This is a genomic window from Dactylosporangium sp. NPDC005572, from assembly GCF_040605515.1.
Taxonomy (GTDB): domain Bacteria; phylum Actinomycetota; class Actinomycetes; order Mycobacteriales; family Micromonosporaceae; genus Dactylosporangium.
Window position 1 is genome coordinate 1 of sequence record NZ_JBEXCY010000174.1, and the last position, 24,546, is coordinate 24,546.

Sequence of the window (24,546 nt, forward strand, 5' to 3'; positions counted from 1 at the left end):
ACAAGATCCCCGCGAGTCGCCCCGGAGACCGCATGCCGCCGCGATCGTGACTGCCGCCCGGGCGCCCTTGATCCTCGTGTTTCTGAACCGCGGGTTGTGCGCGTTGTCGGCCAGGATCAGGCCGGCTGGTACGTCAGGTGGGCGACGCCGGTCGGGAAGGTCTCCGCAGCGGCGAGCCGCAGCGGGACCCGGGCGCCCGCCCCGTCGAAGAGGCGCCTGCCGCTGCCCAGCACGATCGGGCACACCATGAGGTGCAGCTCGTCGACCAGGCCGGCGGCGATCAGTGACCGGACCAGGGTGGCGCTGCCGGTGATCGTGATGTTGCGGCCGGGCTGCTGCTTGAGGGTGGTCAGGGCCGCCGCGACGTCTCCCTCGATCAGGTCGGCGCCGGACCAGTCGACGGAGGTGAGTGTCGTGGACGCGACCAGTTTCGGCGTGCCGTTCATGAAGTCGGCGACCTCCCCGTGCTGGCTGGGCCAGATCGCGGCGAACTCCTGGTACGTGTTCCGGCCGAGCAGGAGCACGTCGGTGGCGTCGCGACGGGACTTGATCGACTGTCCGACCTCGTCGCAGTAGTAGTCGAAACTCCAGCGCTCGGGCGCCTCGACGACACCGTCCAGCGACACGTGCATCCCGGCAACGATCTTCATGGTGTACCCCTCCGGTAGGTCGTCCTCTCGTAGGTGCGTCGAACGGCCCGGGGCCGGTTCGACACGGGACGGCCGAACGTCGTAAAAGATCTTTGCAACCGTCGCCGGGGGTCAGGCGTGTCGACGGTGCCCGCTCAACAAAGGGCGGGCGACAGGGGAGGAAGGACAGTGTGACCGCGACGATGACACGCAGCGATGCAGTGCCGACCGTCGACGTCCAACGCGACTTCGACGAGTTCTACGCGGCGGCGTTTCCGGTACTGCGATCGCAGCTCTTCGCGTACCTCGGCGACCGGGCCGAGGCACAGGACGTGGTGCAGGAGGCGTTCTGCCGGGCGTTCAGCAGGTGGAAGACCATCAGTACCTACCAGGACCCGTTCGCCTGGGTCAGGCGGGTGGCCTGGAACCTGGCCACCAGCCGGTTCCGCCGGCGCCGGACCGCGCTGAACTTCCTGCGCAACCAGCGCGAGGAGCACCTGGAGGGTCCCTCACCGGACCGGATCGTCCTCGTGGCGGCGCTGGCGAAGATTCCGGCACAACTGCGCAAGGCGGTGGTGCTGCACTACATCGGCGAGCTCTCGGTCGCCGAGATCGCGGCGCAGGAAGACGTCGCGGAAGGCACGGTCAAGAGCTGGCTGAGCCGGGGCCGCACGGCCCTCGGTGAGCAGCTGGCGGAGCGCAAGGGAGGCAGGAGCAATGTCTGAGTTCGACGACCTGATCAACGACGCCATCGGGGACTTCCGTTCCACCGAGGCCACGACCCCCGCCATCACGCCCGGCACCGCCGCCGTGCGGGCCACCGTCAGGCACCGCCGCACGGTACGGCTCACCACGCTCAGCGTGCTGGGCGCCGTACTGATCGCCGCGCCCATCGCGGCGTTCGCAGCCGATCCACACGGCAACAACCCGCCGCCTGTTCCGGGGAACTCGATCACGCCGACGCCGGTCGAGTCGGCGACGCCGCTGCCGGCCAGCCCGTCGGCGGAGCCGCCGCCCGACGGCGTGATCACGGCGGCCCAGCTCGGTGCGGTCACGGTGGACTTCCCGCCGTTCCTGAGCCGGCAGTGCGACACGACGGCGGTCAAGCTGGCGATCAGCGCGGGGAAGGGCGAGATCGGCCAGAGCACGGCGTGGATCGAGAAGGTCGTCCACACCGACCTCGACGGCGACTCGGCCCTCGAGACCGCCGCGCTGGTGCAGTGCCGGTCCGGCGAGACGCCGAGGGGCCAGGTCCTGGCGTTCGACCGCAACGCCGACGGCGCCGTCGTCCTGCTCGGTGTGGTCGTGGCCGAGGACTCGCGTTACGTCGTCCGCGACATCGCCGTCCGCGACGGCGGCGGCATCGTGGCCGAGGTCTCGGACTTCATCGCCTGCTGCGGGACGGAGCCCGGCGCGGAACGGCACCAGTTCCGCGAGTACGGCTGGGAGGGCGGGAAGTTCCGGCAGCTCGCCGGCCCGACCGCGTTCGGCGATCCGGCCCGGGTCACCGACCTGCAGGTCACCGTCACCGACGTGGTCCTCGGCCCGGTCGTCGACGGCAAGCGCACCGGCACCGCGAAGGTCACGGTGAAGAACAACGGCCCGCACCCGTCCGGCCGCTTCCGCGTCGGCCTGGGCAACTGCTCGTTCGCCTGCGCCGGCCCGAACCCGGCCTTCGCGTCGAGCTGGGTGTTCGGCACCTACCAGGCGCCGCACGCCCCGCTGCCGGCCGGCGAGCAGGTCAGCGAGACGGTCGCAATCACCGTGGACGCGTCCTTCACCGAGGGCAGTGTCGAGGCGGCGGTGTCGGCGGTCGGGATGAACGACCTCAAGGGCATCGACGACACCAAGCCGGAGAACAACGCCGTCATCTTCAAGATCCGCGCGAGCTGATCCGCCGCCGTCGTGGGGCCCGGCCGGGTGCCGGGCCCTTTCGGCGACCACCGGCGGTGCCGGCGGGAGGTGGGGTCAGCGGCCCGGGACGCGGGCGGTGCCGCGGGCGACCGGGGACTGGGCGCGGCGGCGGGCCAGGGCGCGCGGGGCCCACCAGTTCAGGTCGCCGAGGAGGGTCATCACCGCGGGCAGGAGCAGGCCGCGCACGACCGTCACGTCGAGGATCACCGCGATGGCCATGCCGACGCCGATCTCCTTGACCGCGACCAGGCCGCCGGTGGCGAAGCCGAGGAAGACGATCGTGATGCAGACCGCGGCCGCCGTGACCACCGGGCCGGAGCGGGTGATGCCCCGCAGGACGGCGCGGTCGTTGTCGGGGCGGGTGAGGTACTCCTCGCGGATCCGGGACAGCAGGAAGACCTCGTAGTCCATCGACAGGCCGAAGATGAACACGAACAGCAGCAGTGGTGTCGTCAGGTCCAGGGCGCCCCACGAGTCGAACCGGAGGATCGGCTCTCCCCAGCCCCACTGGAAGACCACCACCAGGGCCCCCAGCGTGGCCAGGAAGGTGAGGGCGTTGAGCAGCATCGCCTTGACCGGGACGACGAGCGAGTCGGTCAGGGCGTACAGCAGGATCAGCATGGCCAGGACGACCGCGGCCACCACGTACGGCAGGCGGCCGACGACCGAGTCCTGGTAGTCGACGACCTTCGCCGCCTCGCCGCCGACCAGGACGGGGAAGGCCGGGCGGTCGGCGCGGACGGCCCGGACCACCGCGCGCGACTGCTCGCCGGCGGTGGCGCCGGCCGGGGTCAGGTCGATGATGACCGTGCCGGCGTCGACCTCGTCGCGGAGGGTGAGCCGCACGACCCCCGGCAGCTTCATGAGGTCGTTGAGGTAGTCGCGGGCCTGCGGGGTGGTCGGGTCGACGGTCGCGACGACCGTCACGGGGGCCGCCTCGCCCCTGGTGAACAGTGCCTGCCGGGCGTCGTACGCCCGGCGCTCCTCGACGCTCGAGGGCAGCGCCCGCGCGTCGGAGTTGGCGAAGTTGGCGCCCAGCAGAGGTGCGGCGAGGACGAGCAGGCCGACCGTCACCAGCAGCGCCACGACGGACGGGCGGCGCTGGGCGGTGCCCGCCAGCCGGGCCAGCACCGACCCGCGGGGGAGCCACCGCAGGCGGGCCAGTGCCCGGGTCACCCAGGTCTCCGCGCCCGCGGCGGGGATGTGCCGGCGGGCGGTGACGATCAGGGCGGGCACGAGCGTCAGGGCCAGCGCGGTGACCAGCAGTACCACCACGAGGCCGCCGACGGCCATGGACGCGAGCAGCGGCTCGGCGAACATGGCGAGCCCGGCGAGGGCCACCGCGACGGCCAGGCCGGAGATCGCGACCGCACGCCCGGCGTGCCGCATGGCGGTCGCGACGGCCGTCTCGGGGTCGGTGCCGCCGGCCAGCTCCTCCCGGTAGCGGGCGACGATGAGCAGGGCGTAGTCGACGGCCAGGCCGAGGCCGAGCAGGGTGACGATGTTCAGCGAGAACTCGCCGACGGGGCCGAGCAGGCTGACGGCCAGCAGCACCAGGAACGTGACGCTCACGCCGACGACCGCCGCGGCCAGCGGGAGGCCGGCCGCCACGACGCCGCCGAAGACGACGATGAGGGCGACGAGGAGCAGCGCGAACGCCACCGACTCGCCGACGGCGAGGTCGCGCACCGCCTGCTCGCCGAAGGCCCGCTCGGCGAGGTGGTCGCCGCCGACGAGCACCGACGGCGCCTGGATGCGGTGGAGCCGGTTGCGGACCTGGTCCTCGAGCGACTCCAGCTTCGCGGGGGCGAGGTCCTCGGCCAGCTCGACCAGCACCATCGTGCTGCGGTCGTCGGCCCCGGTCGGCGCGCCGCGGGTGGTGAACGGGTCCTCGACCTTGACCACGCCGGGCAGCTTGCGCAGCTCGGTCGCCGTGTCCGTCACCGAGCGCACGAGGTCGGGGCTGGTCAGGTCGACGTCGCGGATCACGGCGTAGACGACGGGGCCGTCGGCGGAGTGCTCGGTGACCAGCCGCTCGGCCCGGGCCGCCTCGGCGTCGGCGCTCAGCGCGTCGACCGGCCGCAGCCGGTCGAACAGCTGGCCGCCGGCGCCCACGCCGACGACGAGGGCCACCACCCAGACCGCGAGGACGAGCCCGCGCCGGCGGGCGACGAACCGTCCCAGGGACTCGAACACGATGCCTCCGCGTAGTTCTGCGCATGCCGGTGCGGCCGGGGACGGGCCCCGGCCGCACCGCCGCGACGGTCAGGACGCTACCGCGAGCACTTCCAGCTCGAAGACGCGCGCCGCCAGGTTGCCGCTGTTGCTCGGTGTGATGATCTTGAGTCGGACGTACCGCGCGGTGCCGGCCACCGGCGTCGTGGTCACGTTCGCCGCGTTGGCCCGCACGCTCGCCGCCGTCGTCCAGTTGATGCCGTCGGTGCTCACCAGGATGTCGAAGTCCTTGGTGTTCCAGCCGACCGACTCGCCACCGGCGCCGGCGTGCCGGACGACGACCGTGTTCAGCGTGTACGCGGCGCCGAGGTCGACCTGCAGCCACTTGTCGGCGACCTGCGGCGAGCCGCACCACCGGTCGGCGGCGCCGCCGGTCCAGCTGCCGTTGACCGCCTTGTCGGGGGTCTCGGTGAGGCTGCACGACTGGGTGGCGTTCGCCGTCTTGCCGCGGGCGACGTTCGTCAGCTGCGGCGGCGTGCCGGCCAGGCCGAGCACCTCCAGCTCGAAGATGCGCGCCGCCAGGTTGCCGCTGTTGCTCGGGGTCACGATCTTGAGCCGGACGTACCGCGCGGTGCCGTCGACGTCGCTCGTGGTCACGTTGGCCGCGTTGCCGCGGACGCTCGCCCCGGTGCGCCAGGTGGTCCCGTCATCCGACAGCAGGATGTCGAAGTCCTTGGTGTTCCAGCCGGTCGACTCACCGCCGGCCCCGGCGTGGCGGACCACGACCGAGTCGAGCGTGGCCTTGGCGCCGAGGTCGACCTGCAGCCACTTGTCGGCGACCTGCGGCGACCCGCACCAGCGGTCGGTCGCGCCGCCGGAGATGCTGCCGTTGACCGCCTTCTCCGGGCCCTCCGACAGGCTGCAGGACTGGGTGCTCGTGGCCACCTTGTTCAGCGCCAGGTTGGTCGGCTCCGGCTCGGGTTGCGAGCCCATCACCTCGAGCTCGAAGACCCGGGCCGCCAGGTTGCCGCTGTTGCTCGGGGTGATGATCTTGAGTCGGACGTACTGCGCGGTGCCGGTCACCGGGCTCGTGGTCACGTTCGCCGAGTTGCCGCGCACGGCCGCCCCGGTGCGCCAGGTGGTCCCGTTGTCGGAGAGCAGGATGTCGAAGTCCTTGGTGTTCCAGCCGGCCGACTCACCGCCGGCCCCCGCGTGCCGGACGACCACGGAGTCGAGGTTGTACTTCGAGCCCAGGTCGACCTGCAGCCACTTGTCGGCGATCTGCGGCGAGCCGCACCACCGGTCGGCCGCGCCGCCCGACCAGGTCCCGTTGACCGCCTTGTCGGGCGTCTCGGTGAGGCTGCACGACTGGGTGGCGGTGGTCGGCCGGTTCAGGGCCAGGTTGGTCAGGTCGGGCGAGGCGGTGCCGGGGTTGCCCAGCACCTCCAGCTCGAAGACGCGGGCCGCCGGGTTGCCGCTGTTGCTCGGGGTGATGATCTTGAGCCGGACGTACCGCGCCTTGCCGTCGACGGCGTTCGTGGTCACGTTGGCGGCGTTGCCCCGCACGGTCGCCCCGGTGCGCCAGGTCGAGCCGTCGGTGGAGAGCAGGACGTCGAAGTCCTTGGTGTTCCAGCCGGCCGACTCACCGCCGGCGCCGGCGTGCCGCACGACGACCGAGCTCACCGAGTACGACTTGCCGAGGTCGACCTGCAGCCACTTGTCGGCGATCTGCGGCGAGCCGCACCACCGGTCGGTCGCGCCGCCGGAGATGCTGCCGTTGACCGCCTTGTCCGGCGTCTCGTCGAGGCTGCACGACTGCGTGCCGGTCGCCACCTTGTTGAGGGCGAGGTTCGCCACCGGGGTCGAGGCGTAGGTGGCGGTCACCGTGGCCGGCGCGGCCGGCGCGGTGAACACGTGGGTCTGCGCCCCGTTGTCCGACCACTTCGTGAAGTTGTACTGGGTGGGGACGATGATCTGCGGCGTCGCCGCGCTGACCGTCGTCGTCGAGCCCTGGATGAGCCGCAGGGTGAACGGCGTGGCCGCGTCGACCGTGCCGACGGTCAGGTTCAGCCCGGGCGTGCTGGTCGTGAACGTCACGTCGACGGTCTTCGGATCCAGCCGCCGCACCGTCGTGTGCGTGAGGCCCTCCGAGTCGGTGACGGTGAGGGCCAGCTCGACGTAGGACGGGTACTCGTGGTCGGGTGCGACGAACGACCCGGACGCTCCGGTGTAGTCGCCGAGCAGGTGCTGGTGGCAGCTGGTCAGGGTGGCGCAGTGCTGCAGCCGGACCTGCCAGCGCAGCTTGTCGTCGGGGATGGTCCCGTCCTGCGGGTCGGTCGCGTGGCCGGAGAAGTTCACCGTGTCGCCGGCCGCCCACGTGGCGCCCTCGGCGGGCCCGTCGATCGTGGCCACCGGCGCGCCGACCCCGGCGAGGATCTGGATCGTCTTGTCGCTGGTCGCGCCGAGGGTGTCGGTCACCCGCAACCGGGCGGTGTGGATGCCGGCGGTGGTGTACGTGAACGAGGCCTTGGCGCTGGTGGCGTCCGTCGTGCCGTCGTCGGTGAAGTCCCAGGCGTAGGTCAGCCGGCCGATGTCACCGGCGTCGGTGTCGGAGGAGCCGGTCCCGTCGAACGCCACGGTCAGGGGGATCTCGCCGCTGGTCGGCGCGGCGGTCACCGCGGCCATCGGCGGCACGTTGCCGTCGTAGTACCGCAGCCGGCGGACCGTGCCGCCGATGTGGTCGACGTAGTACACCTCGCCGCCGGGGCCGATCTTCAGGTCGACGGGGGTGGCGGCGGTCGTCACGAACGGCTCGATGTTCGCCGGGTTGGGCAGCGCGCCCGCGCTCGGTGCCTTCATCGCCCAGATGCAGTTGCGCGAGTAGTCGGCGAAGAACAGGGCGCCGCGGTAGGCCGCCGGATACGGGCCGGAGTTGGGGTAGAAGGCCAGGCCGGTCGACGACGAGCCGCCGGTGCCGCAGCCGTCGCCGGGCACCACGTCCTGGCCGTGCCGCCAGGCGAAGTACGGGTTGACGGGCGGCGTCTCGGTATACAGCGACTCGCACAGCGGGAGGTTGGCGTTGTCGAACGCCGGCTGCCGCTCCGCGCCCTCGTAGCAGGGCCAGCCGTAGTTGGTCACCGCGGCCGTCGGGGAGGCGACCCGGTCGATCTCCTCCCAGCGGGACCAGCCGGTGTCGGCGACCCAGACCTCGTTGGTGCCCGGCCGCACCGTCAGCCGGTACGGGTTGCGGAAGCCGTGGGCGACGATCCGCTTCGCGTTCGCGTCCGAGCTGCCCGAGGCCGGGTTGCCGGCCATCGCGGCGCCGGTGTTCGGGTCGAGCCGCACCAGCGAGCCGCTCAGGCCGGCCGGGTCGGCGTCGGTGCGCACGTCCTGCGCCCGCAGGGAGCCGCCCTCGTTGACCGGGTCGCCGCACGGGTTGGGCGGGCTGCCGAACTGCCCGTAGTCGGCGGCGCTGTAGCTGGCGCCGTCGCCCGCCGACGCGTAGAGCGCGCCGTCGGAGCCGAAGACGATGTCGCCGATCGAGTGGCCCACGAACTGCTGGCACCAGTCGGAGATCAGCACCTGCTCGCCGCCGGTCATGGTGTCGCCGGCGGCCTGCAGCCGGGACAGCTTGCCGGAGATGACGCAGTTGCCCTGGTTGGCCAGCTCGCCGCAGTTGTCGTTGTAGACCGGGGCCGTCCCGCCGAGCGGCGCGTCGTAGCTGTACAGCACGTAGACCCACGGGTTGGTGGGGAAGTTCGGCGGCAGGGCCAGCCCGAGCAGCCCCCGGTCGCTGGTGCTGTTGACCTTCGTGGTCAGGTCGGCGAAGACCGTCGGCGTGGTGTCCGCGAGGCCGTCGAAGACCTTGATCAGGCCGCGCTTCTCGGCGACGAAGATCCGGCCGTCGGGCGCGAACTCGACCTTCGTCGGGCGGTCCAGCCCGGCCAGCACGATCTGCTCCTGGAACCCGCTCGGCACGGCGGCGGAACTCGTCGCAGGGAGGCCGGCGACCGCCGTGGCGATCGTGACCGCGGCGCCGGCCGCGACGACGGCGAACGTCGTCAGGCTCGACACCAGCCGCTGGCGAACGGTCATCGATACCTCCGGGACGGGGTACGTAGAGCGATCACGCGGCGCGACGAGAGGCGCTGGGGAAGTGGTCATCATGATCGGCTCGGGGGCAGCCGCCATGGTAACAACGCGTATGGATCGGCGCTAAGGGCCCGACGCCATCGGCGCCGGGCCCGTGGTACGCGGGCGGTACCTACCGCGCGGTGCAGGAGGGCGTGAGCCCGGTGCCGGTGCCGGTGCCCTGGAAGCCGAACTCGGTGGTCTGGCCGGCGGCGAGCGTGCCGTTGTAGGCGACGTTCGTGAACTGGACCGCGCCGCTGCTCGCGCTGCGGTCGGCGTTCCAGGCGTTGGTGATGGTCGCGCCCGCCGGCAGGGTCGCGCCGACCGTCCAGCCGCTGATCGCCGCGGCACCGGCGGAGACGCGGATCGTCGCGACGAAGCCGCCCTGCCACTGGTTGATCGAAGCGGTCGCGGAGCAGCCGCCCGGTGGCGGTGCCGACACCGACGGTGACGCCGAGGGCGACTGGGATGCCGACGGAGATACCGACGGGGATGACGACGCGGACGCGGAGGACGACGGGAGGGTGCCGCCGAGGGTCGGTGTCGTCCAGTCGCGCCAGTCGGCGAGGTTGCCGGCCGCGCGGCTGGAGATGCGCAGGGCGCCGGGCGCATTGCCGGTTTTGAGGAGGTACTTCTGAATGTGCTGCTGCAGAGGAGTGCGCCATTCCGGTCGATTGGCGCAGTGCGTGCCGTCCTGGACATCCGACCAGTAGGTGATGTTCTCGCCCACGCCCAGCGCCTTGTAGACCTCGGCGCCGCCGAGCGCCGCGACGCTCGCCGATTTCGGGCCCAGGTTGACGATGTGCGGGTTGTCCATGATGAACAGGCCGCGCGGGGCGACCATGGCCACCATCTCGTGGGTGTCGACCGGCAGCCGGGCCGGGCTGCCGGTGAACGAGCCGAACGCGTCGCCCAACCACGGCTGCTCGCCGTAGGCGCTGCTCAGGCTCTGCGCGCCCTCGCCCGGGATACCGCGGAAGACGGGCACGCCGGCGCTGCCCGACTCGATCGGCATGGTGAGGGCGATGCGCTGGTCGAACGCGCCGATGACGAAGGCGCCCTTGCCGAACCGGGAGCAGCCGGTCACGCCGGTCGCGTCGGCGCGCAGGACGCTGCCGCCCGACTGCTCGATGACGTCGATGATCCGGCTGACGCCCCAGGCCCAGGCCATGAGCAGGCCGGTCGGGCTCGACGCGCCGTAGATGGTGTAGAACGCGCCCTGCTTGCTGGTGCGGGGCGTGCCCTCGCGGCCGACCGAGTACGGGTCGTAGCTGATGACGGCGGCGCCGGCGGCCTTGATGGCGGCGGTGTCCGCGCCGAAGCCGCCCACCACCACGACCGCGGGGAACGGTCCGGTGCCGCTGGGCAGGTCGACGCTCGCCGAGAAGCTCGAGCTGCGGCCGTTCTGCAACACGTTCACGGTGATGCCGGTCCGCGAGACGGTCCCGGTGACGCTCGAGGGTTTCGCGGGCTTCTCGCCGTAGACGAACTTCTCGGCGAGCTTCTTGACCAGGGTCCGCTGGCACCGCCAGTCGGCCTTGGTGGTGATGCGGGAGCCGTCGAGGCGCTTGAACGGGTCGGGGAGCCGGGCGTTGGTGGGCAGCGCGCCCGCGTCGGGCAGGGCCGGCACCGGGCAGTCGGCACCCTCGTCCTCGACGCCTGCGGCGGCGGCCTGGGCGGTCGTGGTCCGGGCCAGCACGGTCACCGCGCCGGCGAACGCGAGGGTCACCGCCACCGCCAGGACGACCACCGCTGGGCGGGACGTTCGGTTGATCACCGGACGCTCCTTTCCTGGAAAGTTGCGTCCAGCGTCGAGCAATATTTCGGCGAGTGTCAATGCGGTTGTCGTTTCGAAAACCGTTCTGCGCTGGTCGGATGGCATCGCCCGATGTATGCACGTGAAAACAGGCATTTCGAAGGACGCCGATCCAGCGGTACAACATCCGGAAATGTTTCGAAGTCCGCTTCGGGCGAAATGTCGCACCGGACCGCCGGGCTCGGCGGCGCGTGCAACCATCGATGCATCCCGCGCTATCGCGTGGAACTTCACGGGGGAGTTCTGCCATGCGTGTTCATCGCCCTACCCTCAAACACCTTCTACCGCTGCTCGCCGTCGCCACCCTCGCCGCAGCGCTGCTCGCGGCGCCGCCGGCCGCCGCCGCGGCCGACACGTGCGGCGGCCCACTCACCTTCGGTCAGGTCGCCGTGTGCTCGGCGCTCACCACCGAGCCGGACGTCTTCACCGTCACCACGACCCGCGCCAACGACAAGCTGTTCGTGATGACCAACGGCGGCACCGGCTCGCCAATCGGGTTCACGCTCGCCGACCGGCAGGGCACGGTGCTGTGCTACCTGCACACCGGCGAGTGCCAGCTGGCGAGGGCCGGCACCTACACGATCACGGCCGCGCTCCAGTACGGGGAGAGCGGCAACTACACCATCTCGGTCGAATCCATGCGCACGCCGTCGGCGTGCACGACGCTGCCCGGCACGTTCTTCTCGTTCGCCTCGACCGGCGTGACCGGCACCCTGCCGGAGGGCTCGGCCGGCACCTGCTTCCGGTTCAACCAGCCGGTCGGCAGCGTGCTGCAGCTGTGGGCACCCGCGACCGGGTCGGTCCAGGGGACGATCCTCGACGGGCAGTTCCAGCCGGTCTGCCCGGTGCGCTACGCGACGACCTGCAGGCTGACCACGCCCGGGCCGTACTCGCTCAACCTCTACGACTACTACGGCAACGCCTCGCCGTACACGCTGCGGATGGCCCGCATCTCGAACGCGGCCGGCTGCGCGCCGCTGAGGCTGGCGGCGTTCGGCGACCCGGGCGCCCAGGCCGGCACCGGCAACCTTCCGGCCAACGACGGCGTCGGCTGCCACCGGCTGCGCATGCCGTCCGCCGGGTCGGTCGCGATCCGCATCTTCAACTCGCAGAGCCTGTTCTGGCAGCTGTACGACGACGCGGGCAACCTCGTCTGCGACAGCACCGCCCCGCGGTCGTCGTGCTCCCTGCCGGCCGCCGGCGACTACACGGTCATCACCACCAACCGCGACTGGAACCCGGTCAGCTACCAGATCGCCGCGCCGGCGCTGTTCCGCAACGCGGGCTGCGCGCCCGGCACGAGCCTGTCCTGGGCCCAGGACGCGCTGGTCGTGCACCAGACCTCGGCGATACAGACGAACTGCCAGCCGTTCCACGGCAACGCGGGCGACCGGGTCGTGCTCTACTCGGCGTCCGTCAACTACAACTACGTCTCGTCCTGGCTGGTCGACAGCTCGGGCGCGGCGCTGTGCACGAGCTACAGCCCGGAGGACGGGTGCGTGCTGCCGGCGACCGGCACCTACCGGGTGCTGTCCTTCCTGGCCTACTGGGACTCCGGCAGCACCGACGAGGCCTACAAGCTGCAGGTCCGGCGCCTGTCGCAGCCGGCCGGCTGCCCGGTCGTGCGGCCGGGGGCGTACAACGCGGCCCCCGCCGGCGCGCTCGGCCCGGTCCGCTGCCGCATCCTGAACATCGCGACGCCGGGCACCTACATCGCCCGCCCCTACAGCGCGGACAACACGCTGTCCTACGCGTCGGTGTACGACAGCACGGGCCACCGGATCTGCGACGACAGCGCGTACTGCCAGATCCCGGCGGCCGGGCGGTACACGATGGTGCTCGACGGGCGGGTGCCCAACTCGGTCATCGACAACGACTTTGCCTACGTGACGACGCTGCTGCCGATACAGCCGGCGGGCTGCCCGGCCGTCGCGGACGACGGCGCGGCCTTCCGGGCCGAGTTCACCGCACCCGGCCAGTACCTCTGCCGCCAGCTGCCCGGCGCGGCCGGCACGCGGGTCGTCGAGCTGCAGCCCACGGACGCGACCGGCGCGGCGAACCCGACCGCGATCGTCGTCGACGCGACCGGCGCGTTCGTCTGCGACGGCGGGTGGCAGCTGCGGCAGAGCAGCTGCCAGCTCAACGGCACCGCGCCGTTCTCCGCGGTGCTGACCGAGAGCGGGGGCAACGCACCCGGGGCCTTCACGACCGCCTTCCGCCGCGTCGACGGCCCGCCGGCCTGCACCGAGCTGCCGCGCGGCGCCGACGGCGCGACGGTCCCGGCCGACGCGGACCACTTCGCGTTCTGCTTCACCATCCCGGCCGGCCAGCACGCGTCCCGCGAGACGTTCACCTGGCAGCGCACGGCGGGCGCGGGCCGGGCGGTGCTCTCGGTGTTCGACGCGGGCGGGCTGCGATACTGCGGGCCGACGCCGGCGTACGACGAGCGCACGGTCACCTGCACGCTCCCCGAAGGGCCGGTGACCGTGATCCTGGAGACCGGCGCGGTCACGGGCACCTACCGGCTCACCCACCAGGACGGCACCACGCCGTGACCGGCGGGCGCGCCCGGCCGAACCGAGGGACTCCGGCCGGGCGCGCCCGCAGCTCGTGATCGCCGGGCTGCCCGCCGGCCGGAGCCGGTGGGCGGGGCTTTAGGCGGACGGGGTGCGGAGGCGGGTCGCCTCGGTGTGGAGCCAGGACGCCGGGATCGTCTCGGCGTTGTCGCCCAGGATGGCCGCGGCCTCGTCCAGCGCGGTCGCCGCCGTGTGCGGGTTGCCGTCCGCGGCGGCCGTTGCCGCCTTTGCCAGGGCCTCCGCGGCCGCCGCCTCGGGGGCGCCGGCGATCGACAGGGAGCGGTTCGAGCGCTCCGCCGTGCGTGCGGCGGCGGCGCGGCGGCCGGCCGTCCACTGGGCCCAGGCCGCGTTGAACAGGCAGAGGCCCTCGGTGCGTGGGTTCTCCATGCCCGAGGCGAACTCGCAGCCCGCCTGGAACGCCTCCAGGGCCTCGTCCGGGCGGCCCAGGGCGACGAGTGCCACGCCCTGCACGCTGTAGGCGCCCGCGGTGGCCTCGCCGATGTCGGCGGCGGCGTACGCGGCGACCGCGTTGCGGCCGGCCTCGATCGCCTCCTCCCAGCGTTCGAGCACCTGGAGGGCCAGCGAGCGGGCGTTCCACGAGCGGGCGTAGGTCAGCCGGTCGGCGCCGGCCAGCGCGGCCAGCTCCTCGCCGAGCGCGAGGGCGGCGGCGCCGTCGCCCAGGTAGCTGTACGCCAGGCTGAGCGAGAGCAGCGCGTGCACCTCGGCCTCGGTGTCGCCGAGCTCGCGGGCCAGGTCGCGGGCGCGGGCCAGCGGGGCGACGGACTCGGCCGCGCGGCCGCCCTGCCGCAGGGCGTCGCCCCAGCCGAAGGTCGCGTTGCGTAGCGCGCGGCGGTCGCCCAGGCGGTCCGCCAGGCGGGCCGCCGCGGCGAACAGGCCGATGGCCTCGGTGATCGGGCCGGCGATGAGCCGCACGTGGCCGAAGCCGCCGAAGTGGGCCAGGCGGGCCCGGTCGTCGGTGAGCCGGCCGTCGACGGCCAGGTGCATGGAGACCGCCGCCATGACCGAGCCGTGCCAGGTCAGCCACTCGCTGATCGTGCCGAGGACCAGGGCGGCGGCGTCGAAGTCGCCGGCCCGGACCCGGTGGTCGAACTCGCGGCGCAGCGGCGCCACGTCGTCGAGCGTGCGCCAGGTGTGGCGGGGGAGCGCCTGGCGCGCGTACCAGTCCGCCACCCGCCGCTCCAGTGCCTGCCGGCGCGACGAGGGCATCTCGTCATACGCCAGGTCGGCGTCCATCGGGTGTACCGCGAACGAGCGCGTCGCCCGCTCGACCGCCACCAGGTGGACCCGGACCAGGCGGGACAGCGTCGGGGCGACGTCGAGGTCGGGGGCGATGCCGGCCGCGATCCACTCCAGCGCGTCGCGCTGGGCCGGCGTGCGCAGCACGGCCAGGACGTCGAGCAGCGCACGGCACTCGTGGTCGAGGCGGCGGTGCCGGTCCTGGGCGAGGTTGGCCACCACGTCGCCGCGAAGCGTGAAGTTGGCCAGCACCTCCTGCAGGGTCGGGAGCGTGAGGGTGTCGTCGGCGACGGCGCCGACCAGGAGCTCGAGCGCTCTCGGTACACCATGGACCCGGACGGCGGCATGCAACAGCTCGTCGTCGGAGAGGCCGGCCACGCCGAGCGTGCCGTCGTGGTCGAGCTCGCGCAGCAGGGTCACGGAGTCGCTCTCCGGCAGGCCGCGGATGAGCTCCACCTGCGCGGCGAACCGGCGCACCTCCGGCGGCAGGCGGACCGGGATCTGGGTCGTGACGAGCAGCCGGGGGCTGTGGCGCGAGCGCAGCACGCAGTCGAGGAACGCGGCCGTCTCCGGGTCGTCGAGCGTGCCGTCGTCCTGGAGGCGGTCCTCGAAGTTGTCGAGCAGGATCACGAACAGCTGGCCCTCCATGGCGCCGAACAGCTCGCCGATCTTGTCGCCCACCGGCCGGCTGCTCGCCCACACCTCCAGCAGCCGCGGCTCGTGGTCGGGGCCGAGCAGGCGGGCACAATCGTGGTACACGCGCTCCAGGGAGATGCCGGACGTGCGGGTGCTGAGGTTGATCAGCGCGGCCGGCGGCTCGGCCTCCACGTGCCCAGGCCAGCGGCCCCGCTCCAGCAGGTCCATGACCTTGGCGGCCATCGCGCTCTTGCCGATCCCGCGCCGCCCCACGATGCTCACCATCCGGATCGCCGGATCGGACAGCCGCCGGCCGATCTCGGCCAGCTCGTGGGTGCGGTTCTTGAACAGCTCGATGCCGTACGCGACCGGGAGGCCGATCACCTTCGCCACATCCACCACCCCGGATGCAAGACTAGCGAGGATGGTCAATCGGCTGCGTACCCTCCTGCGCGACCGCGGGCTCCTCGGCTCGGCGCTCACCACGATCGTGGGCGCCGGCATGATCACCGCGGCGTGGGCGCTCAGCGGCGCCTCGTTCCTGCCCGACGTCCTGCTCCAGGTCGGCTCGTCGCTGGTCCTGGTCATCCCGCTGGTGCAGATCGGCTGGATGATCGAGAGCCGGCTGCGCCGCGCCGAGCAGCGCACCGCGTCGATGGCCGACCAGCTGGCCGGCGTCCGCGAGGCCGTGTCCCGTCTGGACCAGGTCGGCACCGCCACGCGAGCGCTCATCGAGTCGTCCCGCGAGTCGTGGGACGCGCTGCTCGCCGCGGTCACGGAGGCCCCGACCCAGCAGAACGTGGCCCGGCTGGTCGAGCGCGCCACGTCGGCGGGCCTCCTGGCCCCGTCCGGGCTCCGCGTGCGGTTCCCGGGCACCGAGCTGCGGCTGCGGTACCGGCTCGACGAGGATCTTGTTCTGACGCTCGAACGTGTCGACGGTTCGCCGGTGCACCAGCTCACCTGGTCGCCGGGCACCGCGCCCGAGGTCATCGCGCGGGACCTGGCGGAGACGGCGGTGGTGCTCCGGCTGTACCCCGGCGACACCGAGTTCGACGCCTCCGCGCTGCTCGGCGACCTGGTGGCGGCGGTCCGCCACGGCGTGACGGCCCGCCACGGCGAGCACCCGTTCCGCCTGGGGGCGCTGGTCGAGATCCCGGGCCGGCAGTGGGCGATCGCCGAGGACGGCCTGTACTGCCTGGAGCGCGACTACCGGATCCCGCTCGCCCGCACGGGCACGGGCGAGGACTGGCGCACCCACATGCTCACGAAGTCGTGGGTGGACCGCGACGACTTCCTGACGGCGTGGGGGATCGCGTTCCCGCCGGGCGGCCGCTGACGCCTTGCTTCACGACACCATCTGCTGCGACTCCAGCTCGGTCAGCGTGACGGTGCACAGGCCACCCCGCTCGGCCTTCACGCTCGTGACTGTGAGCTGCGTGCCGGGGGCGAGGATGAACTCCTCCTCCCCGGTGAACGCGGAGAAGCTGCGGATGCCCACCGCGCGGGCCGGGCGCACCTCGAACAGCGTGCGCTTGCCGCGGCTGCCGAGGAACGCCTGGGCCACGCCGAGCTTCGACGTGCACGACGAGACGCCCCACCAGGTGATGGTCTGGCCGAGCGGGTACTGCGCGCGCAGGTCGAGCGCCACGCCGCGCCACAGCGGCTCCTTGCGGGCGGGCAGGCGCGACACGGCGGAGAAGAGGAGCCGCAGGTACGGCAGGTAGGGCGCGAGCCGGCCGCGGTCGGGATGGCGCAGGGTGGCGTTGATCTGCCGGTAGAACGCCGACTCGCACGTGTAGAGGTACAGCGCGGCGGCCTCGTCGGCGGTGAGGCCGGCGCCGGTCGCCTGGAGGCCGAACTGGTGCGACGTCTCGACGTGCCAGTCGAGGCCCGACAGCACCTTGGCGGCCGGCGCGACGGCCTCGCGGAAGTCCATGAGCGGCGTGGCGAAGACGCCGGTGATCGCCGGCAGGGCCAGGCCCTCGTCCTTGACGCTGGCCAGCCGCTCCAGGTACAGCTTGTGCAGCTCCATCGTGGACGCGATGAACGCGCCCATGCGGTCGGCCGTCGCCGTCTGCTGCGCGTTCCAGCCCGTGCTCGGCAGCCAGTCGACCTCGTCCACGCCGAGGCCGGCCAGCGCCGCGTTCACCTGGCCGAAGTGGTCGCCGTCGCAGAAGATGTCGCCCTGCGCCGCCGGGTTGCAGTGGTCGATGTGGCGTACCTCGACCCCGGGGTACTTCCGCTGCAGCCGCTGGACGAGGGACTTGAGGTTGCGGGCGTGCGCGCCCCACCACGCGAACACGACACCGCGGTCCTGCTCGTCCTCGGCCTCCTGCTTGGCCCGCAGGATCTCCTCGATGAGCCGCTCGACCACCGGCCGCCAGAACGCCGTGTGCTGGTCGGTGCCGAGCGCGCCGTCGGCGCTCGCGGTGAGCGAGGCGTTGAGCAGCAGCACGCCCTGGGTGAGCATCGCCTGGAACCACTCGGGCGGCTGCACCGTGTCGTGCTGCTTGAGCAGCGCCCGGATGTCGGCGATCGGGGTCTTCTTCGGGATGTCGTGCTTCCACATCGCCGCGGCCTTGATGATGCAGCGAATGCTGACCGTCTTGCCGAACTGGCTGTCGGCCCAGTTGTGGAACGTGTTGTCGAACATGGCGATGCCGGTGGCGCTCTCCGGCCGCGGGTACGGGTTCTGGCCGAAGACCACCACCTTCCACTTGTGCGGCGGGTGCGGCTTGAGCGCCTGGAAGGTCAGCTCCCGCACCGGCACGACCTGCGGGCTGCGGCCCGGCCCGATGAACGTCTCGGCGCCGGGCTGCGCCTCGATGGCCGGCCGCAGCAGCGGCAGCCACGGCTCACCGCCACCGGTGAACAGCTCGTTGAGGGCCAACGGGTCGGTGCTGTCGCTCGTCATCTCGGCGGCTCCGTGGGGGTCGGCGGGCGGTCTGCGGGCCGATCATATGAGGCCTTTGCACGGCCTTGTATGTTCGTGAGCCATGACTGTCGATCACCAGCCCCTCCGCGTCGTCCTCTGCGACGTCAACGCGAAGGTCGTGCAGGCCTGGCTCTCCGCCTTCGCCGACGCCACGGACGTGCAGATCACCAAGGGCTCGATCCTCGACCAGCAGGTCGACGCCTGGGTCAGCCCGACGAACTCCCACGGCCGGATGGACGGCGGCGTCGACGCCGTCATCAAGCGCCACCTCGGCGCCGGCATCCAGATGCGCGTGCAGAAGGCGATCCGCGCGCAGTTCGGCACCGCGCTGCCGATCGGCAGCGCGGTGTGCGTGGCGTCGGGCGCGGCGAACCCGCGGTACGTCATCTCGACGCCGACCATGAACGCGTCGGTCGAGGACGTGAGCGAGACGTTGAACGTCGCCCTCGCCTGCGCCGCCGCCTTCCAGGCCATCCACATGCAGAACGACCGGGAGCCCGGCAGCATCCGCTCGGTGGCCCTGGTGGGCATGGGCGCCGCGACGGGCAGCGTGCCGCCCCAGGTCTGCGCCAACCTGATGTGGGCGGGCCACGCCCTCTTCCAGGACTACGCGTTCCGCGACTACGACGACCTGCGCGCCACCCTCGTGGGGCAGCTCGCCGACATCGAGTCCCGCCCGCAGACCGAGCGGGTCCGCATCACGCCCCCGGCGAACCGCCGCTAGGTCAACCGGTTACAGGGAGCCCGCCAGGGAGCGGACGTGGCGGGCGTCCGTGCCGCAGCAGCCGCCGAACACGGTCAGCCACGGCAGGGCGTCGCGCAGGCCGCGGTGCAGCGGACCGAACCCGGCCGGGTCGCCGGCGTCGAGCTCCGGCGCCTCGTCGAGCTCGGCGTGGCTGAGGCGGGAGGCGTTGGAGCGCAGGCCGCGGATGCGGTGCGTCCAGGCGGCCTGCGGGTCCAGCGCATGCGCGTAGTGGTCGGGGTGGGCGCAGTTGAGCATGTAGTACGCCGGGTACCCGTCGGTCGCCTCGTCCACGCGGGCGACCGCCTCGGCCAGCGGCGTGCCGACCGGGAGCGTGCCGTCGGTCTCCACCGTGAAGGAGATGACCGCCGGCAGCCCCGCGTTCCGCGCCGCGCGGGCGACGCCGATCGCCTCCTCGGGGTACCCCATCGTGATCGCGGTGACGAGGTCGGCGCCCGTCCCGGCGAAGGTCCCGATCTGCACGCCGTGGTATTCGGTGGCGGCGTCGGCGTCCATCAGCTGCTCCGGGCGGTAGCCGTCGCTGCGCGGGCCGACGCAGCCGCTCACCACGACCGGCCGGCCGGTCGGCTGCTCGTCGCGCAGCCGCAGGAGCTGCTCGACCGCCTGCCGGTTGGCCCGGGCCAGGCCGTCGGCGTCGTAGCCGACCTTCGCCGCCCAGTCCGGGTTGGCCCGCCAGGTCGCCGACTCCAGCACCAGGCCGGTGCCGGCCTCCGCGGCGACCGCCAGGTACTCGCGGAAGTACCCGTCGAGCAGCCGCGTGCCGTCCTCGGTGGACAGCAGCGTGAAGGCCGCGAACTCGGGCAGCTCGGCGCCCTTGTTGAAGATGAGGTCGGTCTCGATGCCGCCGTCGGCCAGGAACACGTCCGGGCCGAGCTGCGGAAGGTCGTGGGTCACGGTGTCGCTCCAAGCGGTCGCAGTGCGGTCGGGTCGAGGTCGCGGACGCTGCCGCGGCCCAGTTGGGTGAGGATGTTGCGGGTCTCGTCGCGCAGCAGCCGCAGTACGGCCGCAACGCCGTCCTCACCGTCAGCGGCGAGCCCGTAGACGGCGGCGCGGCCCAGGACCACCACGTCGGCGCCCAGCGCGAGCGCCTTCACGACGTCGGCCCCGCGGCGGATGCCGCTGTCGAAGGCGATCGGCGTCGCGGCGCCCACCGCCGCCCGCACCTCGGGCAGCGCGTCGAGCGCGGCGGGCGTGCCGTCGAGCTGGCGGCCGCCGTGGTTGGACACGCCGATCGCGGCGGCGCCGGCGTCGAGCGCGCGGTGCGCGTCCTCGGCGCTCAGCACGCCCTTGGCCAGCCAGGGCAGCTCGGTGCGGGCCAGCAGCCGGCCGAGCCGGTCCCAGGTCCATGCCTGATTGTTCCCGAACAGCCGGCCGAACGGGTCCGGCTCGCCGGGGTAGTTGCCGCCGACGACGCCGGCCGGGGGCGTGTAGCGGTTGCGCAGGTTCCGCTCCCGCCAGCCGGCCGTGGGGCAGTCGCCGGTGACGACGAGGGCGCGGTACCCGGCCCGCTCGTACCGCTCGACCATCCGCAGGAAGTCGGCGTCGGAGCCGACGGGGTGCAGCTGGCCGAAGACCACCGCCTCCGGCGCCTCGCCGCGCAGCGTCTCCAGCGCGAACGAGCTCGCCTCCGGCGCCATGGCGGCGATGCCGGCCTTGGCGCAGGCCCGCGCGACGGCCAGCTGGCCGTCGGGGTGGAAGAGCCGGTCGGCGCCGACTGGGCCGGTCAGCACCGGGAAGTCGAGCTCGACGCCGAGGAAGGTGGTGCGCAGGTCGGGCGTCGCCGCCCCGGTGAGCAGCCGCGGGCGGAACGTCCACTCGCCGAACGCGGCCGTGTTGCGGCGCAGCGTCCATTCGTCGCCGGCGCCGCCCTCGAGGTAGTCGCGGGCCTCCGCCGTGAGGGCCGCCAGTCCGGCGGCCGTGATCTGTCCGATCGTGTCCACGTGCGGGGTGCACGGCCCGGGCCGCCGGCCGGTTCGAATGTGACGTTTCCCGGACAGCGTTTCGCGATCATCCGTCGGGGTACGGCGGTGATCATGGATACGAACAACGACGTGAACGAGGTGCCGGAGCCGGACGAGGACTGGCTGGTCCTGGAGAGCGACCCCATCCCCGCCGGCCCGCACGCGGACCGCCGGTTCGTCCTCTAGCGAGCCCCCGGTCCGGGCAGCACGTCCACGTCGGTGGCGTGCATCGGGCCGCCGCAGGCCGAGCAGACCGGCTCGACGTGCGCGACGTTGCCGCACGCCCGGTGGCGGTACAGCACCGGCGGCCCCGCCTCGCCGGCCGTCCAGCGGTCGCCCCAGCGCACCATGACCATGAGCAGGTCGCACAGTTCCGCGCCCTTCCCGGTGAGCACGTACTCGTGGCGCACCGGCCGGCTGGAGTACTCCCGCCGGTCCAGGATGCCCTGCTCGACCAGCCAGGCCAGGCGCTGGGTGAGCACCTTGCGGGAGATGCCGAGGTCGCGCTGGAGCTGGTCGAAGCGGTTGATGCCCACGTAGACGTCCCGCAGGATCAGCGGCGACCACGGCTCCCCGATGACGTCGAGGGTCCGGGCGATCGAGCACGCCATGCCGGCGAACTGGGTGCGCTGCATGGTTCCCGATGATAGTTCCCTCAGGAGACTCATTGGTGTAGCGTCGGTCTCCTGAGGGAACTTTCTTGATGGAGGTGTACATCATGAGCAGGCCACAGGTCGTGACCGCGGACGAGTGGCGGGCCGCCCGGGACGCGTTGCTCGCCCGGGAGAAGGAGCTCACGCACGCGCTCGACGAGCTCGCCGCCCGGCGGCGCCGGCTGCCGATGGTCCACCTGGCCAAGCCGTACCGCTTCATCGCACCCGACGGCGCCACGGCGGGCCTGGTGGACCTGTTCGCCGGCGCCCGGCAGCTCGTCACGTACCACCACATGCTCGAACCGGGCCAGGATTACGTCTGCCGCGGCTGCGCCACGTTCACCGACAACCTCCCCGAGCACGCCCAGGAGCACCTGCGGGCCCGCGACACCCGGCTGATCCTGATGTCCCGCGCGCCGCAGGCCGAGATCCAGACGCTGCGGCAGCGGATGGGCTGGCCGCTGCCGTGGTACTCGTCGTACGGCAGCGACTACAACGACGACCTGGCCCTGGGCGGTGGCTTCGGCCTGAGCGTCCTGCTGCGCGACGGCGACGAGGTCTTCCTGACGTACTTCACGACGGCCCGCGGCGTCGACCGCCTGCGGCCGGACTTCAACCTGCTCGACCTGACCCCGTACGGCCGGCAGGAGACCTGGGAGGACTCGCCGGAGGGCTGGCCGCAGACCCCGACGATGCAGTGGCTGCGCCCGCACGACGAGTACGGGGTGTGGTGATGAGCCCGCTTCCCGAGGGCGTGATCCGCCTGGTCGACGGCGTCAACTACGCCCACATCGCGACGGTGCTCCCGTCCGGCGCCCCGCACTCGGTCCCGGTCTGGATCGACCGCGAGGGCGACCGCCTGGCGGTCCTCACGTCGCTGGGCTCCCGCAAGGCCCGCAACCTGACCCGCGACCCCCGGGTGGCGATCTCCATCGTCGACCACGACCGTCCACAGGCGACGGCCCTGATCCGGGGCCGCCTGACGACGGTCCTGGACGGCGACGAGGGCTGGAAGGTCATCGACCGTATCGCGGCGAAGTACACGGGCGGCCCGTACCCGCTGCGCACGGACCGCGTGGTCCTGCTCTTCGAGGCCGACCGCGCCGACGCCTACGACTTCGGCTAGGGCAGCGTCATCGCACGAGGCTACTGGCCGGGGCGCGGCCTCCCGGCTGGAAGGGCGATCCACATCGGACGGTCCATGATCAAGGGAAACATCTGGCTGTCATAACGACCAGATGTTTCCCACGATCATGCGGCGGGGCCCAGGTGCCGCCCGACCCGACGAGCCGGGCAACACCCGATGAGCCATGGACCCGAGCCACGGGTTGACTTTTAGTTAAGTTTATTTATCGTTGTGCCTCAATGGGACCTCTGCTGCTCACCCTGGAGGCAGTGATGGCACTTCGAAGGCTCGTCCTGGCCGCCGCCGCGGTGCTCGCGACCGTCGGCGGCGTCGCCGTGGTCACGGCGCCCGCGCAGGCGGCGGGGGCGCTCACCGCCACGCTCACGTACGACTCCGACTGGGGCTCCGGCTACCAGGCGAAGTACACGATCACCAACGGCACGGCCGCCACCGTGTCGGCCTGGAAGGTCGAGTTCGACCTGCCCACGGGCTCCGCCCTGGGCAGCTACTGGGACGCGCTCATGAGCCAGTCCGCCCAGCATGTCACCGCGAACAACCGCACGTACAACGGCACCCTCGCCCCCGGCGCCTCGACGACCTTCGGGTTCCTGGTGAGCGGCGCCGGCAAGCCGGCCAACTGCAAGATCAACGGTGGCAGCTGCGCCGGCGTCGTGGACACGCAGGCGCCCACGGTGCCCGGGAGCCTCCGGGTCACCGGCACCACCTCGTCCAGCGTCAGCCTCGCCTGGAACGCGTCGACCGACAACGTCGGCGTCACCGCGTACGACGTCTACCGCGGCGGCGCGCTGGCGGCGACGGTGACCGGCACCAGCGGTACCGTGGCCGGCCTTGCACCGTCGACGGCCTACACGTTCACCGTGAAGGCGCGCGACGCGGCCGGCAACGCCTCCGGCGCGAGCAACCAGGTCAGCGCCACCACCAACGCCGGCAACCCGGGCAACCCGGGCGCCGCGCTCCCCGTCGCGCCGTACGTCGACATGGGCGCCTGGCCGACGCCGAGCCTGACCGACATGGCCACCGCCGGGAACCTCAAGAACTTCACGCTCGCGTTCGTCAACAGCGCCGGCTGCAAGGCGTCCTGGTTCAACGCGTACGACCCGCGCGCCGCCTGGGCCCGCGACCAGATCGACGCGATCCGCGCCCGGGGCGGCGACGTGAAGATCTCCTTCGGCGGGGCCAGCGGCATCGAGCTCGCCCAGGCCTGCTCGACCCCGGCCGCGGTGGCCGCCGAGTACCAGGCGGTCGTCGATGCCTATGCGCTGAAGTACATCGATCTCGACATCGAGGGCGCCGCGGTCGCCGACCCGACCTCGGTCAACCGCCGCTCGCAGGCGCTCGCCCTGCTCCAGGCGGCCCGCCCCGACGTGAAGATCTCGCTGACCCTGCCGGTGCTCCCGGAGGGCCTCACCGCCGACGGCGTCAACGTGGTCCGCGCGGCCCGCGACGCGGGCGTCAACCTCGACCTGGTCAACGTCATGGCGATGGACTACCAGCGGGCGAGCGGCGACTACGGCAACTTCGCCGTGCAGGCCGCCCAGTCGACGTTCAACCAGCTCAAGGGCCTGTACCCGGCCAAGACCGACGCCCAGCTCTGGCGGATGGTCGGCGTCACCCCGATGCTCGGCAAGAACGACGACGGCGGCACGTACGACCAGAACGACGCCCGCCAGCTGGTCGCCTTCGCCCAGACCAACCACCTGGGCATGCTGTCCTTCTGGGAGGAGACCCGCGACCGCAACGCCTGCACCGGCGCGCTCTACATGTGCACGAACGTCCCCCAGCAGCCGTACGAGTTCAGCCGCATCTTCGCGGCGTACACGGGCTGAACCGGGAAGGGGGCTCGGGTCCGTGCAAGGCACGACCGTCGCTCCCGCCAGACAACGCTCGTGCCGCCGGGGCCGGAACTTACCGGCGTCACCATCGGAACGGCTGGGATGTCGCCGCGACGGTCAG

The 24,546-nt window shown here is 72.4% G+C and carries 17 protein-coding genes; 8 read left to right on the plus strand and 9 right to left on the minus strand.

The annotated features are described in order from the left end of the window. Positions 1–116: 116 nt before the first annotated feature. Positions 117–650: a dihydrofolate reductase family protein gene (locus ABZS66_RS46710; RefSeq protein ID WP_354769497.1), complete on the minus strand. Its 534-nt coding sequence runs from the start codon at positions 648–650 to the stop codon at positions 117–119. 182 nt (positions 651–832) lie between these two features. On the opposite strand from ABZS66_RS46710, the gene ABZS66_RS46715 reads away from it, so the two are divergent. Both ABZS66_RS46715 and ABZS66_RS46720 read left to right on the plus strand, forming a co-directional pair. Further along, positions 833–1,354 (plus strand): SigE family RNA polymerase sigma factor, encoded by a 522-nt coding sequence (locus tag ABZS66_RS46715; protein WP_354769513.1) that lies wholly within the window; start codon positions 833–835, stop codon positions 1,352–1,354. Beyond that, positions 1,347–2,522, plus strand: a complete 1,176-nt coding sequence (locus ABZS66_RS46720) for a hypothetical protein (protein WP_354769498.1) — start codon at positions 1,347–1,349, stop codon at positions 2,520–2,522. Before ABZS66_RS46715 ends, ABZS66_RS46720 begins: the two co-directional genes overlap by 8 nt. Before the next feature lie 75 nt (positions 2,523–2,597). Here the strand turns inward: ABZS66_RS46720 and ABZS66_RS46725 are convergent, their stop codons facing one another. From ABZS66_RS46725 to ABZS66_RS46735, 3 genes are all read right to left on the minus strand, one after another. Then, a complete protein-coding gene (locus ABZS66_RS46725; protein WP_354769499.1) occupies positions 2,598–4,739 on the minus strand; it encodes an MMPL family transporter in 2,142 nt (713 codons plus the stop codon). 69 nt (positions 4,740–4,808) lie between these two features. Then, a complete protein-coding gene (locus ABZS66_RS46730) occupies positions 4,809–8,813 on the minus strand; it encodes a discoidin domain-containing protein (protein WP_354769500.1) in 4,005 nt (1,334 codons plus the stop codon). 169 nt (positions 8,814–8,982) lie between these two features. After that, positions 8,983–10,626, minus strand: coding sequence for a cellulose binding domain-containing protein (locus ABZS66_RS46735; protein WP_354769501.1), 1,644 nt, complete (start codon positions 10,624–10,626; stop codon positions 8,983–8,985). A gap of 287 nt (positions 10,627–10,913) precedes the next feature. Between ABZS66_RS46735 and ABZS66_RS46740 the strand changes: the two genes are divergently transcribed. Next, positions 10,914–13,220: a hypothetical protein gene (locus tag ABZS66_RS46740; RefSeq protein WP_354769502.1), complete on the plus strand. Its 2,307-nt coding sequence runs from the start codon at positions 10,914–10,916 to the stop codon at positions 13,218–13,220. 99 nt (positions 13,221–13,319) lie between these two features. Here ABZS66_RS46740 and ABZS66_RS46745 read toward each other — a convergent pair whose 3' ends face one another. Continuing rightward, positions 13,320–15,527, minus strand: a complete 2,208-nt coding sequence (locus ABZS66_RS46745) for a hypothetical protein (RefSeq protein ID WP_354769503.1) — start codon at positions 15,525–15,527, stop codon at positions 13,320–13,322. A 31-nt stretch (positions 15,528–15,558) separates the two neighbouring features. On the opposite strand from ABZS66_RS46745, the gene ABZS66_RS46750 reads away from it, so the two are divergent. Continuing rightward, complete coding sequence (locus ABZS66_RS46750) at positions 15,559–16,470, plus strand: hypothetical protein (protein ID WP_354769504.1); 912 nt, start codon at positions 15,559–15,561, stop codon at positions 16,468–16,470. A 9-nt stretch (positions 16,471–16,479) separates the two neighbouring features. On the opposite strand, the gene ABZS66_RS46755 is transcribed toward ABZS66_RS46750, so the two are convergent. Continuing rightward, a complete protein-coding gene (locus ABZS66_RS46755) occupies positions 16,480–18,048 on the minus strand; it encodes an ADP-ribosyltransferase domain-containing protein (RefSeq protein ID WP_354769505.1) in 1,569 nt (522 codons plus the stop codon). An 82-nt stretch (positions 18,049–18,130) separates the two neighbouring features. On the opposite strand from ABZS66_RS46755, the gene ABZS66_RS46760 reads away from it, so the two are divergent. Next, positions 18,131–18,793 carry a macro domain-containing protein gene (locus ABZS66_RS46760; RefSeq protein ID WP_354769506.1) on the plus strand — a complete coding sequence of 221 codons (663 nt, stop codon included), beginning with the start codon at positions 18,131–18,133 and terminating at the stop codon, positions 18,791–18,793. 9 nt (positions 18,794–18,802) lie between these two features. On the opposite strand, the gene ABZS66_RS46765 is transcribed toward ABZS66_RS46760, so the two are convergent. The 3 genes from ABZS66_RS46765 to ABZS66_RS46775 all read right to left on the minus strand — a co-directional run bounded on the left by ABZS66_RS46765 (position 18,803) and on the right by ABZS66_RS46775 (position 21,428). Continuing rightward, entirely contained in the window at positions 18,803–19,726 is a 924-nt protein-coding gene (locus ABZS66_RS46765; RefSeq protein ID WP_354769507.1) for a homocysteine S-methyltransferase family protein, read from the minus strand. Beyond that, complete coding sequence (locus tag ABZS66_RS46770) at positions 19,723–20,772, minus strand: alpha-hydroxy acid oxidase (RefSeq protein ID WP_354769508.1); 1,050 nt, start codon at positions 20,770–20,772, stop codon at positions 19,723–19,725. The genes ABZS66_RS46765 and ABZS66_RS46770 overlap by 4 nt, the downstream gene beginning before the upstream one ends. A 203-nt stretch (positions 20,773–20,975) precedes the next feature. Then, a complete protein-coding gene (locus ABZS66_RS46775; protein ID WP_354769509.1) occupies positions 20,976–21,428 on the minus strand; it encodes a helix-turn-helix domain-containing protein in 453 nt (150 codons plus the stop codon). A gap of 83 nt (positions 21,429–21,511) precedes the next feature. Here ABZS66_RS46775 and ABZS66_RS46780 point away from each other — a divergent pair, with 83 nt between their 5' ends. The 3 genes from ABZS66_RS46780 to ABZS66_RS46790 all read left to right on the plus strand — a co-directional run bounded on the left by ABZS66_RS46780 (position 21,512) and on the right by ABZS66_RS46790 (position 24,419). Further along, entirely contained in the window at positions 21,512–22,180 is a 669-nt protein-coding gene (locus ABZS66_RS46780; protein WP_354769510.1) for a DUF899 domain-containing protein, read from the plus strand. Next, positions 22,180–22,572, plus strand: coding sequence for a TIGR03618 family F420-dependent PPOX class oxidoreductase (locus ABZS66_RS46785; protein ID WP_354769511.1), 393 nt, complete (start codon positions 22,180–22,182; stop codon positions 22,570–22,572). Before ABZS66_RS46780 ends, ABZS66_RS46785 begins: the two co-directional genes overlap by 1 nt. A gap of 239 nt (positions 22,573–22,811) precedes the next feature. Further along, the gene (locus tag ABZS66_RS46790) at positions 22,812–24,419 is read left to right on the plus strand and encodes a cellulose binding domain-containing protein (protein ID WP_354769512.1); all 1,608 of its coding nucleotides are present in this window, start codon (positions 22,812–22,814) and stop codon (positions 24,417–24,419) included. The last annotated feature ends 127 nt before the right edge of the window (positions 24,420–24,546 follow it).